The organism is uncultured Anaerofustis sp., from assembly GCF_938029165.1.
In the GTDB taxonomy this organism is placed as follows: Bacteria; Bacillota; Clostridia; order Eubacteriales; family Anaerofustaceae; genus Anaerofustis.
On the sequence record NZ_CALHFB010000018.1, the window covers coordinates 14,941 to 33,071 of the forward strand.

The window sequence follows — 18,131 nt, forward strand, 5'->3', positions numbered from 1 at the left end:
AAATAGTTTACATTTTGTTTTTTTATAAAATCTACATGACAAATGTCACATTTTTAAGTTTTTAGGAGGAAAAAGAGAATTTATGTTAGATAAAATTTGGTATTTTATAATTATAATTTCCGTGATTTACGGAGTCGCAACAGGAAATATTGAAAATGTTACAAAAGCATTTTCAACTTCGGGAGAGGACACGGTAAAGATATGTATTTCATTACTCGGAACGATGTGTTTTTGGATGGGGATGATGGAAATAATAACGAAAAGCAAATTGATTGATAAGGTCAACAGTTTATTTAGTCCCATTATAAATATATTATTTAAAGACTTGAAACATAACAAAGAAGTTATAAATGCTATTATTTTAAACCTTTCCGCCAATTTCCTCGGTCTTGGGAATGCAGCTACACCATTTGGTATAGAGGCAATGCACCAAATGAATAAGGTAAATGATAAAAAAGATACATTGAATGACGATATGATTATGTTTTTGATACTAAATACGACATGTTTTCAGCTTCTACCAACATCCATATTTGCCTACAGGATGTCCTACGGCTCCACTAATGTCGGGATAGTTTTTATCCCCATACTTCTTTCCACCCTTTTTACGACAATTTCGGGAATAATAATAGCAAAAATTTTCAAAAGGTATAACAAATGTTAAATTTGATATCATCAGGCGTATTAATCGTCATAATATTGGGGATTTTGACCTATGGAATGAAGCAAAATATAGATATTTATGCGACATTTGTCACAGGTGCTAAAAAAGGGATAAAAACAACTTTAAACATATTTCCGTTCCTTTTGGCATTCACCGTAAGCGTCAGTGTCTTTCGTGAAAGCGGGCTTAGCGAATTTATCGTAAAGATACTCTCCCCTGCATGCAGCCTTATACATTTCAAAAGCGAACTTCTTCCTTTGATGCTGTTCAGACCATTGTCAGGCTCGGGAGCCAGTGCAGTACTATGTGATATATTCAAAGTATTCACCCCCGATTCATTTATAGGTCTTGCGGCAAGCGTAATGATGGGCTCAACGGAAACTACATTATATGTACTAAACGTCTACCTATCAGGAGAAAACATAAAAAATATCAGATATGCTCTTAAAGCATGTCTTCTTGCCGACCTTGTGGGGTTTATATTCGCTTATATAATATCAATGATCTTTTTCACTTAACAAAATATAATTTAAATGGTCGGTTATCTTACCAATCAAGGCTACATACTAACTCTTTACTCTAACTAAAATATTGGAAAACTCACAAACTTGTTTTTATGGTTTTGATTTCACAAAAAACATTCATGAGAGTCTTTTTTCATGTATTACTAAAAATCTCTGTTTGTTTTTATTCACAGTTACACCAGCAAATAAACAAGACTTGGAAATAATACAATCTAAAAAATCCTCGTGTTGGGTTCATGAAAAAGGAATAATGCTCTTAGCCTAGGTAATTTATATATAAATGCAGTAAATTATTTTAATAATTCTCTTTTTTTATTTTAACTCCATATCAAATGATACTTTGTTTCCAATCAAACCTCTGCTCAAAGCTCATTCTAATAAAAAGTTTTATCTTCTATGTAAAGAGAATAACGCTTTTAGGTAATTGGGATATAAATATATAGGAGAATGTTTAATATCCCTTATACCAAAGGCTTTAGCATTTCTTAATTATATTGATATCTATTTATAAAATTCTCCCTGTTAAAAAGGGGCGGAGCAGCTCCCAATTTAAAAATCTCGGGAAGAAATTTTGACTGCTTACGCATTTAAAATGGGCTGGATTTTAACAAAATCCCAATGTGCCTTGTCACATTAATCAACACGATTTCGAAGTTATTCTGCGCAGTGGATTTGCGTCAGCAAGATTTGCAAGTTACTTTAATTTATCCGGTCGCATTAAAAGCAACCGCAGCTTATGAGGAGCATTTTATTCTTAAATTGACTATTTTAAATCTTCTTAAGAAGATTTTTAGATTTTTAATAATTAAAATCTAAGTGTACAAAGTACACAAAATAACATGATTTCTTAGTTTGCCGTGCAGCGAATTTGCTTTAGCAAGATTTGCGAATTATGGAGACCCAAGTTTGAGCAGAGTTTTAGGAAGAGCGCCCCTAGACTTTATTTTTCTAAATAAAAACGCTTTTCCCTTAAGGATTTCTTAAATTATTAAGATTACATTAAATCTACGTAATATGTTTATTAAATCCCCCCTTTTGTGAAATTTATATGATATATTTAAGAAAACATATTTTAAAAGCATTTTTCTAAATGAAGAAAAGAGGGAAAGAAATGAACGTATTAATATTGACCGCACGCTTCGGCATGGGGCATATCAGTGCAGCTGAAGCAATAAAAGAAGAAATAATTTCTTATAATAATAATGACAAAGTCTATATCGTAGATGTAATGGACTTTTTGTTTCCGTCACTTTCAAAAACTATTTATTCCGGATTCAATAATCTTACCAGCAAATTTGCATCACTATATAATCTTTTAAATAAAACGGCAGGTAACCATAACAGTTCCGTTCCGCTCAAAAAAGTCTTGGTTAAAAAAGTTGATGACCTTTTAGACAGGTACGAAACTGATTTTATTATCTCCACCATCCCTATAGCAAGTAAGTATATATCTATGTATAAAGAAACAAAGAAATCAAACATTCCTTTGTATACATATATTACGGATATTACAGCTCATAACGAATGGCTTGGAAAAGAAACCGATATGTATTTTGTCGGAAGCAAAGAAACAAAAGACGAACTTATTAAAAAGGGTGTAGAGGAAGATAAAATACAAATCTGCGGTATACCCGTCAGACAAGCATTCAAAAATATCAAACATATAAAAGAAAAACAAAAAAAAGAAATACTAATAATGGGCGGAGGTCTCGGACTGATACCCGGAATAGAAAATATACTATATAAATTAAATAAAAACGAAAAAATCAATTTAACTTTGATATGCGGGAAAAACAGAGAATTGTATCAGAAGATAAAAACAAAATTTCCATCGGTAAATGCGGTAGGATATACAAATAAAGTTCATGAATATATGATGAAAGCAGATTTGATAATAACAAAATCAGGCGGGATAACTACATTTGAAGCTATCCACACTTCATGTCCTCTTTATATAATAGAACCTTTTCTTATGCAGGAAGTCGGGAACGCAGAATATATAGAAAAGAATAACATCGGAAAAATCAAATGGGATAAAAAATCCGATTTAGCCGATGAAGTAATAAACCTTATAGAAGACGAACAGGAACTAAACAAAATGAAGGAAAATATGGATAGAATTAGAAAAGAAATCAAAAGCGATTATCTTCTAAGTATTTTATCTGCATAGGTGATTACAATGAAGTTAATGATTATGTTTATCGGGATCATTATTTTTATATACCTATGCTATGCACTCTTCCCTACCTATATTTATAAAATATCATATAAACAAAAGAAAAAGAATGAGGAATTCTTCGATAAAAGTATATATTTGACATTCGATGACGGACCCGACAAAGAATACACAGTAAAGCTATTGGACTTACTCAAAGAATATAATGTAAAGGCAAGTTTTTTCATCGTCGGGACATTTGCATTGGATAATCCCACAATAATAGAAAGAATGAAAAATGAAGGACACAGTATAGGACTTCACTGGTATGAGCATAAAAGCGCAATGCTTCAAACTCCCGGAATGACTAAAAATAATCTAAATAAAGGGCTCGATACATTAAAAGAACTTGGTATTAATACACATCTGTTTCGTCCGCCATGGGGACAGTTTAACTTAAGTATGATTGCGGGAATGAAAAAAAATAACATGATACCTATCCTTTGGGACGTTATGGCAGAAGACTGGGAAAAGGAAACGACCCCGCAAATAATAAAAGATAAGCTTATAAACAGAGTAAGCAGTAATGATATAATATGTCTTCACGACGGCAGAGGAGAAAATAAAGCCCCTCTGAAAACAATAGACGCTTTAAAAGAGATGATACCGAACTGGTTAAATCAAGGATATACTTTTAAGACATTAGGAGAGAAATATGAACGATAATTCAAGATTTAAAACTATGTTTAAATCCTTTATATTGTTTGTGACTTTAATAGTCCTTACTTTTTATATACTATTTAAGGACGGTAACATAACTGCTATATTGGACACCATAAAAAATGTAAATATGAATTATATACTCCTCGCTGTAATGTGTATGTGTGTATTTTTAAGCTTGGAAGGTATCAATATAATCAGAAACGTAAATCTGCTCGGTTATAATTTAGGATTTTTCAGAGGTATAAAATATGCACTCGTTGGATTTTTTTTCAGCGCCATAACACCTTCCTCTTCGGGAGGACAGCCTATGCAGCTATATTATATGAATAAGGATAAAATTGACTTATCCCACGGTGCCATCGCTTTATTTATAGAACTTGCAAGTTATCAGTTCAACGCAGTACTGATAGCCGTAACATCATTTATTATAAATTTCAGTTTTTTTACAACAAAAGTTGGGAATATAAAATATCTTCTATTTATAGGGATATCACTTAACGCACTGGTTTTCTTTTTTATATTCTTCGCCATATTCTCCAAGAAACTGATGCCAAAAGCCGTAAATCTGGTAACATTGATACTTACAAAGCTAAAATATAAAAAAGTAGAAAGCTTCAAAGAAAAAGCTGATAAAGAGATAGCGGAATACAAGCAGGCTGCTGATTTAATAAAAAAAGAAAAGCTTTCGCTTTTAAAGACAATACTCATTACATTTTTTCAGCTCAACTTCATGCATGCGGTGTCGTTCTTTGTATATAAATCATTCGGACTGGATACTTATAATATAATAGAAATAATAACTATCCAGTCGGTACTTTATTCTTCCGTTGCGGCACTTCCTCTGCCCGGAGGGATAGGCGCGAGCGAAGGGGGATTTCTGACACTGTTCAAGTTCTTCTATCCTATAGGGCTGGTAAGTTCGGGAATGCTCCTTACGAGAGGAATAAACTTCTATCTTTTCGTTCTTATATCAGGAACTGCAGTCACTTTATATACTCTTGATTATATAAGAAAAAATAGTAATACGGTGAAGGTGTAAAAATAAAAAGAGAGTAGCAGTGCTACTCTCTTTTTTATTATTTATTATTTTTAAGCTCTTTTAATTCTTTTTTTAGTTCTGTCACTTCATTCATAAGTTTTTGTATCATCATTGTATTTATAGATATAAATTCTTCATATCTGAGTCCATATTCATAATCAACGATTTTTTCTCTGTCAGACTCATTATAATAATCAAGTTCTTCTCCGTCCTTATCTACAGGAGTTTTTACTATAGGAGCAAATTCACTATATTTAAGTCCCGCATTTTCGATATTTTCTTCAATTTCCTGAGCAATAAACCCATAGTGAACTCTGTTACCGTCCCCCTCAACAGATTTATAAGAAACTGGTCTTAATCCTTCAAAGAATTTTTCTATCTTTTTGTCCTTAGTTATTGAATTTATATCATATTTCTTTCTTTTATCTGATGTAGAAACAGAACCTGTCTTTGAATATATAGTATTCCATCTATAAGATCCTGAACCTAAATAACATGTTCCATTGGCTCTGTTACGAAAAATATATTTGCTGTCGGCATAAACATATTCAATATTGCTGGCATTTGAAGCTGAAGCTGTATTATTGATACAAAGATTGATTTTTCCGCCGGCATACAAGCTTATAGCATGAGTTCCTCCACTGATCCCATCCTGACCAAGTGCAATATTCCCTGTAGATGTCCTTGTTAATAATTTTAATCCATCAGAACTTATCAAACCACCTGGTTTTGTATTGGTTTTAAAATATGAAGCAGTAGCATTGGCTACAGTTAAGTTTTTAGAGGTATCCAAATTCAATCTATCCAATTTTTGTTTATCAGCACTAGATAACAGCCCATTTGAACTTGTAGTTGCAGCTGAATATTTAGTATCTGTAAATACGGCATCTAAAGGCACTGCCTTTTCAACCATTAAACCATTAACCGTTCCTGCATTATCTGCATAATCAGCCTTATCGATTTTTCCGTCATCATTCGTATCATATACAGATTTAAACATATCTCCATAAGACGCTGACTCTACACTAACAAGTCTGTCATTTAATATTTTACCTTGCTTTGCAGATAAGGCTTCATCAGAACTTAAACTTATTAAATTGTCAGCAATAGTAATACTATTTGCATTTTGGCTTATTCCGTCCAATTTAACTTTATCTTCTTTGCTCATAAGCCCCGAAGCCATAGAAGTAGCATTTGAATATGTAGTATCAGTAAATTCCGCATTTCCGGGTACCGCTTTTTCTACAGTAAATCCATTTACTTTTTGTGCATTTTCCGCTAAATCGACAATACCGTTATTGTTTGCATCATATACAGACTTGAACATATCACCTTTAGGTAAAGTCTCAAGGTCCGCTACTCTATCGTTTAATAACTTACCTTGTTTTGCAGAAAGTGCATCTTCAAAACTTGTACTTGTTATATTATCGATTACAGTTACTTTAGTTGCTCCTTCACTTATACCATTTAATTTTGCTTTATCGGTACTGCTCATTAATCCCGAAGCACTTTCAGTCGCCATATCATATTTTGTATCGGTAAACACGGCATCTTCAGGTACATTTGTTTCAACTGTATGACCATTTACTTTTTCTGCATTATCAACGATATTATTATCATTCATATCATATAAAGACTTTAACATAAATATTTCTGTTGCAGGCATTACATCATTATTATTTTTTTCCATTTTATTATCCTCCTAAAATCAGATCTTTTGACATGTCTTTTTGATCTTATATAAAAATAATACACCGGTACAAAATACAAAATTCAACACTTATTTAATATATATTTTTATTAAATTAATAAAAAAAGGAGCATATGCTCCTCTTCTATTTTAACTCAATTATTATTTACAAAGCTTCCCCCACGTCTTCTTACCAACAATCCCGTCAACTACAAGCTTATTTTTCTTCTGGAATTTCTTGACCGCACTTAAAGTAGCACTTCCGAATATCCCGTCAACTTTTAATTTATATTCGCCTTTTTTATTTAACTGAGTTTGAGCCTTTTTGACATAAGAACCTTTGTTCCCTTTTCTGATTAGCGGATACTCACTCACGGGAACAATATACTTAGGTCTGCAGTAACACTTTATCCAAGAATTAGTCTTATAATATTTTTTCTTACAAACCGCACCTCCGTTGGAATCGAAATCCTTAGAGCTTGTATTCCCCTCAACGGTATAAACATAATTTCCTTTTACATCGTAAATAAGCCCAACATGGGAATTAGTTCCAAATATAACTATATCCCCCTTTTTAGGGCTTTTGCTTATTCGTTTAGCTTTGCTGAAATTACTGTATATGGTCGGTACATAATTTGAATAACCAAGCATTAAACTTTTACCTGTCGATTTTCCATATGCCTTATAAAAGCACCAGCTCACAAAATTAGCACACCAGTAGTCATTAACAGTACCCGCACCTCTGACCTTTTTCATATCTCTGTTATACTTCGTATAGTTGGCACTTCCTTTATTGGCTGTTTTGCTGTCCAAACTTTTGTTGGATTTTTTCTCTATGTATCCAACTTCTGCAAGGGCTATTTTTAGCACTTTACTCGATGTATTTGCCATAAAAGTACCCCCTTATTCCATATCCATTTCTTCAATTTCTTCTTCACTTAAAAAGTCATCGATATCAACTTCCTCTTCTTCTTCCACTGCTTTCAAATCTTCTATCGTTATATCTTTGTTTTTAAGTGCGTTTTTTAAATTGTCACCTTCAATCGCTGCGGAAGTAAAAGAGTTGTTCTTCCAAAATCCTATTACCGCAGATACTATAACAGACACTCCCGTTACAACAGTATATATAGTATTTTCATCTATATCTAACTTAGTAAAACCAAATATGGCTGCCGCTCCGTTTATCATGCTTACAAGCAAAAATATCATTCTTGCAATAGTATCAGCCGTTACACCGTTCAAATCAATTTTCTTCATTCTTTATATTTTCCTTTTCCAAATTTATTATTTTTTCTTCATGTTCGCTTAACTTCTCACTGTGCTCGTCAACTTTTCTCCACATGGTCTTAAGTTCCTGTCCTTGAAGTATCTGAGTTTCCATCAAATCCGTAAGCTGTTTGTTTATACTTTTAATATCGCTTCTTGTCTCGTTTGTGGTATTACAAATTGTGTCCAGCTTCACACTCATCTTCATCTGTTCCTTAACATCATTTGAAGTATCTTTTCTACTATTTTTAAAGTATGTAAGCGATACAAATGCTATTGTTAAAATTGACAACAATAACGATAGATCTATCGTACTTTTCGGCGTCATTATTTATATCTACCTCCTTCCCGTATCTTATAATGTTCAATATACATTTATATGAAAGTTATTTATTAATCCCTTTTTATAAAATAATTAAGGTCTATATTGAGTTTTAAAATATCTTAATATATGAATTTAAACTCTTTATTTATTTGTAATTAGAATAAAAAAGCACCTTAAAAATATAAATATTTTTAAGGTGCTTATATTTGTTATTTAAATTTTATAAAATATTTCTAATTTCTCTGATTCTTAACTGTTTTGACTTTGCTTCGCTATCAAGTTTGGTAATATCTCTATCATAAGAAATCCCCATTCTTGAACACCTGTTAAATTGTTTGATTTGATTATCATACTCTTCAAACCACAGATATAGTTCTTCAAGTTCCATAATCAAATCTTTTCTATGTTGTCTTTGAATTATTTTGCTATCATCTTTAATCAAAATATCATTTTTAAGATAATAAGCATAATATTGATCCTCAAAATCATCGGGAACATTTCCTATATAATCTATTCCTCCGTCTATTCCTCCCATAGTCGAATAACCTACTACAAAATCATTTTCATTTAATTTTATATTCATTTATATCACCCCATATATTCCTGCAATCACTAAATTTTCTCCAAATGAATGTGAAGTACCTGTCGTATGAGCAACTGCTCTGCAATAATCATTACTTATAGTATATTTACCGTTAACTTCCGTTAAAGTACCACCAAAAGCATAAAACGTAGTTTTAGGCGCATTTGTTGCATAACCGCCTATACCTCTAAGAGAAGTTCCATTCCTGGCGGCAAGAATAGCCGTTGCATAGTCCTTTATTGACAAATAAAATATTCTATATCTTGTAACTCCATCAATTGCACCTGTCTTTTGTCCTTTTGCCAGACTACCTGTAAATAACGTCGTCATACTATCGGTAAGAGACTTTGCACCATAGTAAATAGGTTTATTAAAAGTAAATTTTTTACTCTTGTCATCATATACTAAAGGCAGTGAATTATCTAAATTATCTTTAATCCCAAATGCTGTGTTGCTGTCTCCGTTACCGCCATATAATAAAATATCATGCTTGATATTAGATGAACCTGCATTATTAAAATGTATAGACTTAACACTGGTACTTCTCTTATCTCCTCCAAGATATATATCATTCGACAAATAAGTATTATTAAGCCCAATATCAAAAGTATCTTCAGTTTCTGCTGACTTACCGATTGCTACACTTTTTCCGCCGGACTTTAAATCAACTGTTACGAATTCTGTTTTTAGTATAAATGTTTGCTTTATCTTATAAGAAGTGTTAAAATCATAAAACTCCGCACTTATTATATAAGTCTTATCTCTGTCAAAAGTTACACCTTCTTTATTTGGTATATTAATACTAACATTTTCACTAACGCTTTCAGAGGTATTAATAATTGTTTTATTGTATATACCATTTACTATACTGTCTTCTGAAGCAGTATCAGATATATTAAGTTTTCCTTCAAAAAAATATACAGGTGTTCCCTGATTATTTCCATCTTCATAATATAACTTAAATCCTAAAGTATTTTTATTATTTATTGATGAAAAAGTAGTAGTAAAACTTAAATTTAAACATTCACTGCTGCTATTTTTAATCCTTGATAATTTAAGACTTTTGACTGTAGGGTTAAAATAAGGATATACAGTTAAAGATTTTTTTGGACAAACGGAACTGAACTTTCTTGTATCACTAACAGTAGCATATACATATACCGTTCCGGATGAATTAATAACCTTATCTTTTTTCTCTGCGGACTTATCAGAATAACTTTTATTTCCGACATATAAAGTATAATTATCTATTGAAGCCTTATACTTAGCAGTAGAACTTATCTTTGCACTTACAGTACTAATATTTTGAACATAACACCCATCACACAGCTTACCCGGAGTTATGACCATATTGGGAGTTGATGGAATAAATGTACTATTGTTCGGAATATTTACCTTTACACTTAATGAGTTCGAACCAATATGCGTACTTCCTTTATAAGTTGCACAAGTTATTTTCATTGTACCCGAAGAAGCATTCGGAAGTAAATTAGCAAGATTGTTTGCTAATTCAAAAACAGCAGATGTAGTGGCTTTTGTAGAAATAGTACCGCTCCCCGTGCCATAAGTATAAGTCAGTTTATGAGTGAATGAAGAACTTTTTCTATTAATTGTAAAAGTTATTTTTTCTCCTAAGTTATACGCCGATTTATTAACTGAAAAAGAAGACTTTCTTGGAATTGTGCTTAATTTAAACGAAGCCGAAACTTTCCCTGTTCCAAGTTTAATCCCCGTAGGATGAGAAGCACTTACTGAAACAGTCTTTGTCCCGTCGCTGCTGTGTGCTATATTTTTAGTTACTGAAAATAATTTATTATATGAACCTACCTTTGCACTTCTGAAATCAAACTTAACCGACTTTGTATAAGTCGTTCCATTTATCTTATATGTAAATGTCTGATTATTTAAATTATAACTCGCACTATTTGCTCCCATTTTATTCATTCCGAAAATAAAAGTTACATTCGAAGTATTGTTTTCGATACTCTGTGAATTTACAACGCAACTCACATAAATATCATAGGTACTTGAACCGGAATAATTACCTTTTACAGTTGCCATTAATCATTACCTCCTTCATATACTATTGATAAATTTCCTTCATTATCACTATTAAAGAAAAACTTACCTATCTTTAAAGATTCTCTTACCGTAGCACTTCCGGTATTAAGCCCGCTGCTATTAATATTTGTTGGATTACTTCCATTAATCTTAAAAGCTATATTTCCGTTTGCCATATAAATACTGCCTTTATTGGAATTATCCTTGTTATCGTAAAGAGAATATCCGCTGGCATTCATGCTGCCGTCATCATCTATAATAGATGTATTTGTATCATCTCCGCTTACGTTGATCCAACTAGCATCAATTCCATTTGTACTTAGATGATTAGCTATAAAAGAACCGTTATCGGAAAGACCGTTTTTCCAGTTGGGAAGCTCTGAAGAATAATTGTTTGTCCACCTAAATCCGCTCGCGGATAATTCATAAACTATCTTGCTTTCTTCAAGAGTTTCTTTGTCATGATAATAATAAACATAGCTTCCATTTTCTTTTTGTGTAGGAGTTGCATATAATCCGAACATAGCACTCGGAATATTATTTAAAGCTAATATTTCTTTTTCTCTTTCAGAAAGTTTAATTTCCAATTCTTTCTTAGTATTTTCGATTATCGCAGCCTGATTTTTTGTAAGTGGATTCGAAGATGCGTACCCTGCCTTTTGTTCACTTGCCCCCTTTGCCTGAATTGAAGAAGAACCGTTCAAATTAAAAGTATGATGAGTTATTATACTTTCATATCCGTTGCCCTCATTATCAACAAAAATAATCTTTGTTAAAGGCCATAAAAAAGGAAGTGAAATCGTAGTTGCACTAAAAGGCAGATAGCTTATACTTTTCATTTCCTTTAAATTTTCAATTATATAATTTATATAAGTATAATCATATTCTTTCTGACTGCTTTCTTGATTGTCACCTTCACTTTCATCACTTGAAGAAGCCTCACTTTCTTCCTCAAAAGGGAGCTCGGGGTCTGTAATATCAGGCTTTGAAGGTATATCGGTATCACCGTTTCCTTGATTATCATCAACAGTCTCTTTCACTATTTCCGGAGCGGCAATAAATTCATTATTCTCGATAGTAAAGCATAAAGGAGTTTTTACTTTTGTTTCTTCCTCCTCCGTAATTTCGACCCTATCATCTTCGGTGCCTTCTTCATCTATCACACTTTTATCCGCACCACTTTCAACTTCTTCTCTTAATGTAAAATCTTTACTTACATTACCGTCTTTACTTTTTATTTTTATATTGTTAAGCTTTAAAATAGTGCTTGCGTATTCCGATGAATATCTCATTTTAGGAGTTAGTTTAAATATATCCTCTGTAGAGGGGATATAATAAGGCTCAAACATTGAAAATTTAAGTTTTCCAAGTCCGTCCATATAAGCACAAACTCCCGCCAGTTCACATATCCACTGTAGGATTTGCCTGCATGTAAGATTTTCTCCTTCGGGATAATAAGGTGGAACATAATCCATATTTAAAAGCTCGGCACCGTCGTATACATAGTGATTTGGTATAGACGGTCCTTCCTCTACTATTTTATCTAAAATATCTTTTATCCTCATTCCGGGGTCATATCCGCTGAAATCAAAATCTTTATCAAAAGCAGCAAGTAAATCCAATGCTTCAATGGAAATCGTAGTTCTTGTCCTGGTCTGAGAGTCCACAATGAAATAACCCATAGGTATACTTTCTATTGTACCGTCTTCATTCCTTATTTTTAGATAAACCTGCATATGAGCCCCGCCGAAATCCATATCGTCAAACTGTCCTAAATGATTGTCCAGAGTCATTTTCATTTCGGCACTTATAGTACTGCCGATTTCTATATTATCCGAACCGGTACAGTAACGGTCTATTGAAAATGAACCGGCTATAATATCTTTTCCGGTAAGAACAATACTTGCTCCTTCTTTATCCGTAGGATTTAAAGTCTTTTTGTCACTTCCCGACTCGTCTACAGCAACAGAAGATACTATAGGATCATTTTCATTTTTATTTGAAATATCTCCTATACTAATATTTTCAATATCCTCACTGACGCTTTCCTTTGCCGAGAATGATACATCTATTTGAATATCCTGCCTAACGCCTCTTATGATTGCATCATAAGTTTTTTTAGGTATTTGTAAATTCATTTTATACCTCCTCTGTATCCAAAGTTTCTCCGCTTTGCGAAGCTTCTTTTAATACTTCATATGTATCAGCCTTCCTCTGCGATAAAGTAAGAGAAAAACTATCCCAAAATCCAAGCTTACCGTTATATAAAGGCACACTTGTTTCCCCGAGATAAAACTCATCTATCCTATAGGAATTCTTTTTAGGGTCAAAATAACAAACCGTTACATATTCATCGGAGAAATTATTTAAGAGGACAGCTAAATTATCGCTGTTCATAGACCTGTAAGAAACAGATATTTCGATATATTCTCCAAGCCTCATCTTGTTGTATGTAGTATCCTCCGTCCTTCCGCTGTCGGAAGAAAGAAGCTCTTTGAGCGCACAGCTGTAGCTTGCCGGACATACTCCAAGGTCAATATATTCTGCGTATTTAACGCTTACGTCATTCCCTGCTTCATCTTTATCTATTTGGTCATATACCTTAGTTATCATATAAGGCAGAGGATTACAAAGCTCTGTCAAGCTTTTACTTATCAATTCATCGTATTTCATCGTTAATTTTTCCACTATCTACACCCCCAATGCAATAACGGTCTTGCCGTCTCTTCTGTTTCTTCTTTCGATCGCTGTGATAATATCTTCCGCTCTGACACTTCCGTTCCTATCCACGATTTGTATCGTCCAGTCTCCGCCTATGCTGTTAGCTCCAAGTGCGGAAGCAACAGCGTCGTAAACACCTCTGGAAACACTTTCAACGATTTGATTGTTGTTCATAACCGCAGTCCTGCTTCCCATTGTACCTACAAGTTCAGGACCAGCTTCACGGGCTATGAACATCTGCCCTGCGTCGACAACACCGCCTGATGCAAGTCTGGGAAGTGAAACTCTCGCTATTACCGGAATTTCAACTCCGGGTATCTTATTTATAAGTCTGATAGCACCGTTGATAGCCCCGATAAAACCGTTGATTATGGTACTGGCAAAACTTATAACTCCATTCACGACTGCCTTAAAAGCTCCGGAAATACCATTCCCGATTGCCGTTCCGACTTTGCTGAACAGCCCTTTGATTTTACTCCAAATATTACTGAAGAACTTAACACATCCCGAAAATGCTTTCTTAACTCCGTTCCACGCGGCTTTAAATTTATCTCCGAACCACGAACCGACTTTACCGAATACCTTAGTGATATTTTTCCAAATATTACTGAAGAATTTCCCTATACTAGAAAATGCTTTTTTGATTGCATTCCATCCTGCTCTGAATACATTTCCGAAAAATTCTCCGACTCCTGCAAATATACCGCATATAACTTCCCATATAGTTGAAAAAAGTGTTCCGACAAATTCAAGTCCTGCGGAGAATATCCCGCATATGCCTTCCCATAATTTACTTAAACCTGCAGATATGGTCTCTCCGTTCCCTGTAAATAATCCTACAATAATATCGAAAATTCCTCTGACAATATCTACAGCTCCACTTATAAGCCCCGATATAAATTCAAATAAACCAGAAACATATTCCATGATTGTAGGTCCGAATGCTTCCCAAAGTTCAGTCAAAACTTCAAAAAGCCCAACTACGATTTCTGATATTAAAGATGCACCTGTAGTTATAGATTCTATAATACCTGTCACACCATTCATTATTGTTTCAACAAACGGAGTCATATCTCCGCCGTCTTCACCGAATATAGCTTCTTTAAAGTTTATAAATGCCTCTTTGATTGGTGCTAAGGCTTCTTTAACTCCATTCCAAGCGTCGGTTACTTTAGTCCTAAATTCTTCATTAGAATCCATCAGACTTTTAAATACTGCAACCAAAGCAACAACCGAAGCGACTATTAATGCTATTGCTGCAATCATTCCTCCAGATAATAAACTACCTGCGGCAGTACCGATACTCCCTGCATTCTTAGAAATAGTTTCCCCCATAGAACTCATTCCCTCGGAAGCCTTATCGGGAAGCCCTTTTAATCCTTGTTTTATGCTGTCGAAACTGATACCTGAAATTGTTTCTTTGAAATCAGAAAATTTACCTTTAGCGTCCTTACTCCATTCTTTTATAGAATTTTTAAATTCACCTATCTTATCCTTTCCTGATTTTGCAAAATCGGATAATGACTCTCCAGCCTTTTTCATTGTGCCTTTAAAATCCTTCATTGAATTTCCAGACAATTTTGCTCCATTTTCTACAGCAGATGAAAACTTCTTTATCGCTTCACTATTATTCAAGCTTTCAGATAATTTTCCTGCACTTTTCTTCACTTCGGATAAAGAATTTTTCATATCAGGAAGCAGTGTTATTACACTTCCTATTCCAAGAACAAAAGACTCTAGACTTTTGGTACACCCTTTTGTCGAAGAAGCAAGTACAGTCATATTTTTTTGTAGTAATATAATATTTTCAACAAAATCTTTAATATTACCGCCAATACTGTCTACATTAATTTGTTCACTTTTTGCCATATTTTTTCTCCTTTCATTTATTTTAATGACAATTTTTTTATTTAAATACCCTCATACACATTCCCCCTTTCTAAATTTTGAACATAAAAAAAGCACTAAACTTTTGTTTAGTGCTTTTAAACTTTATTAATTTTTACTCAAGCCCCAATTCCTCATAAGAATAATTGCTTAATAGTTCCTTTCTGTCTTCCTTCAATTCATCTTTATCATATAATAATATAAAGGCAGCTTTCTCTTTTCCAATATTATTTCTTAACATATCATACATTACTATATAAGGATTTTTCTCCAAATCCTTTACAGTACTGTTCACTGCCATTGAAGACACTCCTCCCAAAAGACCGCCGACTTCGCTTTTTACCTTGTCTACATCTACTTTAAGATCTCTTATAAGCTCTTCCGTCTTTTTCTCATAGTATGCTTTTTCTTCCATTGCTTTTTCTATTTCTTCTTTTGATGATATAAATCCTATATATCTCTTTGTCATTTCCTTTGACTCTTTGATTACTTCGTCTTTAGTTAAATTAGGGTTTATTTCTTTCACGACCTGTGGAAATACATCTTTGTATAAGTTATCCGACCATACTCTCGCCTGCGTTATATCTCCCCATTTACCGACTGCCTCACCCGCAGAAACAAGTTTTTCTCCAGCTTCTCCGATTTTATCCAGTACCCCTATTGCAAATTTATGTTTTTCATTATAGTAAATTTCATATTCTTTTGAACATTCAACAGCTTCTATTACTATTTCCTGCTCTTCTTTAGTGAAATATTTATCCTTTGTATTTTCAAAATCCCTCGTATACTGCCAATATTCATTGTAAAATTTCTTTGATATTTTATCTTCTGAAATTCTTATATAATCTCCCAGTTTATAATATGAAGAAAACAATTTATTTTTTCTTTTTATCTTTATATCCTCGTTTGGATTATATGTCATTGTTTCTTTTAAGTTTTTTATATCTTTTATATAATATTTTTTTATATAATTAATAAATTTATTTGCTTCAATCGCATTTTCATCGGTTCCGGCTGGAAAGATTTTATATAAAACTGTCTTTTGTTCATTATTTAGATTTGATAATATATTTCCCATCTCCCCTCCCCTATTTATAAAATCTCTTATATCGCTATCAATATATCTATAATAAGCATCAATACTTTTCTTTATCTTTTCAACCTTTTTAGGATTAGCTTCAGATAATAACTTTATATTCTCTTTATCCATATTTTTAAACCATAATAAAATACTATCTTGTAATTTCTTTATTTTTTTTACATTATCCACTTTTACATACCTCCATTTAAAGTCCCAATTCTTCCAGAGAATAAGAAGTTAAATACTCTCTCCTCTTATCTATAATCTTATCATTATCAAATGCATTTATAAAATATGCCTTTTCAAAACCTACCTTTTCCCTCATTATATCAAAAGCAATAATTTCTTTATCCTTTTCAATATCCATTATTGCATTACCTATTCTGTTTGTTATAAATTTTGCTAATACATTATTTACTTCAGCTTTCACATCATTTCCTTGATTTTTTAACTCTGCGATAACTTTATTTGCTTCATCCATACATTCATTTTTTATTTTTCTAAGCTCCTGCTGTTTATTTTCACTCCCCAAATAATTTATATATCTTTTAGACATTTCTATCGCTTCTTTTATTAATTCTTCATCAGTAAAACTTACATTCGGATTTGATAATTTTACTACCTCCGGAAATACATCTTGATATAAGTTATCAGCCCATAATTTCGCTTGTTTCAATTTAGTTTCATATAATTTTTCACTTGAACTATCTACTATTTTTTCTCCAAGATTAATTAAAAATTTATGTTTCTCTCTATAATAAACTTGATACTCTCTGAAACATTTTATCCCTTCTTTAATAATATCTTGCTCATCAGTTGAAAAGTACTTATCCTTTGTCATTTCATAATCTCTGTCATATTGCCAATATTCATTGTAATAATCAGAAACCCGCTCATCCCCTGTATTTACTACATATCTTCCGACATCTGCATAATCCATAAATAATTTATTTTTCCTTTTTATCTCTATATCTTCATTTGAATTATACGTAATTGTCTGTTTTCTTTTTTTTACAAGCTCTATTTTTTCTTTAATATCATCAATAATCTTTTTTGCTTCAACCGCATTTTCATCGGTTCCGGCTGGAAAGATTTCTTTAATAATTTCTCTTTGCTCTACATTAAGTCCATTTATAATATCTTCGGTATTTCCACCTAGTTCTTTTACTTCATTATAATAATATTGAATCATTCTTATTGATTTATTTATTTTTTTATTTAATTTTAATAGTTTTTTTTCTGCAGATTCTGCCTTTAATTCTTTTCTTAATTTAATAACCTCGCCAACTCTCATTTCTAGCTGTCGTATCTTTTGATTTATTTTCTTCTCTGTTTTCTTATCCATAATATTATCTCCTTACTCAAGCCCCAATTCCTCATAAGAATAATTGCTTAATAGTTCCTTTCTGTCT

General features: G+C 32.6%; 16 protein-coding genes. 5 read left to right on the forward strand and 11 right to left on the reverse strand.

The window, feature by feature from the left end:
* Positions 1–82: 82 nt before the first annotated feature.
* The 5 genes from Q0516_RS02060 (at position 83) to Q0516_RS02080 (ending at position 5,105) form a co-directional block, all read left to right on the forward strand.
* Positions 83–664: a nucleoside recognition domain-containing protein gene (locus tag Q0516_RS02060; RefSeq protein ID WP_294468378.1), complete on the forward strand. Its 582-nt coding sequence runs from the start codon at positions 83–85 to the stop codon at positions 662–664.
* Entirely contained in the window at positions 658–1,182 is a 525-nt protein-coding gene (locus tag Q0516_RS02065; RefSeq protein ID WP_294468380.1) for a nucleoside recognition domain-containing protein, read from the forward strand. Before Q0516_RS02060 ends, Q0516_RS02065 begins: the two co-directional genes overlap by 7 nt.
* A 1,117-nt stretch (positions 1,183–2,299) precedes the next feature.
* A complete protein-coding gene (locus Q0516_RS02070; RefSeq protein WP_294468382.1) occupies positions 2,300–3,358 on the forward strand; it encodes a glycosyltransferase in 1,059 nt (352 codons plus the stop codon).
* A gap of 9 nt (positions 3,359–3,367) precedes the next feature.
* Complete coding sequence (locus Q0516_RS02075; protein ID WP_294468384.1) at positions 3,368–4,069, forward strand: polysaccharide deacetylase family protein; 702 nt, start codon at positions 3,368–3,370, stop codon at positions 4,067–4,069.
* Positions 4,059–5,105 carry a lysylphosphatidylglycerol synthase transmembrane domain-containing protein gene (locus tag Q0516_RS02080; protein WP_294468387.1) on the forward strand — a complete coding sequence of 349 codons (1,047 nt, stop codon included), beginning with the start codon at positions 4,059–4,061 and terminating at the stop codon, positions 5,103–5,105. The genes Q0516_RS02075 and Q0516_RS02080 overlap by 11 nt, the downstream gene beginning before the upstream one ends.
* 37 nt (positions 5,106–5,142) lie before the next feature.
* Here the strand turns inward: Q0516_RS02080 and Q0516_RS02085 are convergent, their stop codons facing one another.
* The 11 genes from Q0516_RS02085 to Q0516_RS02135 form a co-directional block, all read right to left on the reverse strand.
* On the reverse strand, positions 5,143–6,795 hold the full coding sequence (locus Q0516_RS02085) for a tail fiber domain-containing protein (protein WP_294468390.1): 1,653 nt from the start codon (positions 6,793–6,795) through the stop codon (positions 5,143–5,145).
* Positions 6,796–6,957: 162 nt separating this feature from the next.
* A complete protein-coding gene (locus Q0516_RS02090; RefSeq protein WP_294468393.1) occupies positions 6,958–7,686 on the reverse strand; it encodes a peptidoglycan-binding protein in 729 nt (242 codons plus the stop codon).
* A gap of 12 nt (positions 7,687–7,698) precedes the next feature.
* Positions 7,699–8,052 carry a phage holin gene (locus tag Q0516_RS02095; RefSeq protein WP_294468395.1) on the reverse strand — a complete coding sequence of 118 codons (354 nt, stop codon included), beginning with the start codon at positions 8,050–8,052 and terminating at the stop codon, positions 7,699–7,701.
* Entirely contained in the window at positions 8,039–8,389 is a 351-nt protein-coding gene (locus Q0516_RS02100; RefSeq protein ID WP_294468397.1) for a hypothetical protein, read from the reverse strand. Before Q0516_RS02100 ends, Q0516_RS02095 begins: the two co-directional genes overlap by 14 nt.
* 217 nt (positions 8,390–8,606) lie before the next feature.
* Complete coding sequence (locus tag Q0516_RS02105; RefSeq protein WP_294468399.1) at positions 8,607–8,969, reverse strand: DUF2977 domain-containing protein; 363 nt, start codon at positions 8,967–8,969, stop codon at positions 8,607–8,609.
* Positions 8,970–11,030 (reverse strand): DUF859 family phage minor structural protein, encoded by a 2,061-nt coding sequence (locus Q0516_RS02110; RefSeq protein WP_294468401.1) that lies wholly within the window; start codon positions 11,028–11,030, stop codon positions 8,970–8,972. It lies immediately after the preceding gene.
* Positions 11,030–13,168: a hypothetical protein gene (locus Q0516_RS02115; RefSeq protein ID WP_294468403.1), complete on the reverse strand. Its 2,139-nt coding sequence runs from the start codon at positions 13,166–13,168 to the stop codon at positions 11,030–11,032. The genes Q0516_RS02110 and Q0516_RS02115 overlap by 1 nt, the downstream gene beginning before the upstream one ends.
* A gap of 1 nt (position 13,169) precedes the next feature.
* Positions 13,170–13,718 (reverse strand): hypothetical protein, encoded by a 549-nt coding sequence (locus tag Q0516_RS02120; protein ID WP_294468405.1) that lies wholly within the window; start codon positions 13,716–13,718, stop codon positions 13,170–13,172.
* A 3-nt stretch (positions 13,719–13,721) separates the two neighbouring features.
* Complete coding sequence (locus Q0516_RS02125; protein ID WP_294468407.1) at positions 13,722–15,620, reverse strand: hypothetical protein; 1,899 nt, start codon at positions 15,618–15,620, stop codon at positions 13,722–13,724.
* 133 nt (positions 15,621–15,753) lie between these two features.
* Entirely contained in the window at positions 15,754–16,908 is a 1,155-nt protein-coding gene (locus Q0516_RS02130) for a hypothetical protein (RefSeq protein ID WP_294468408.1), read from the reverse strand.
* Positions 16,909–16,924: 16 nt separating this feature from the next.
* On the reverse strand, positions 16,925–18,064 hold the full coding sequence (locus tag Q0516_RS02135; protein ID WP_294468410.1) for a hypothetical protein: 1,140 nt from the start codon (positions 18,062–18,064) through the stop codon (positions 16,925–16,927).
* Positions 18,065–18,131: the final 67 nt, after the last annotated feature.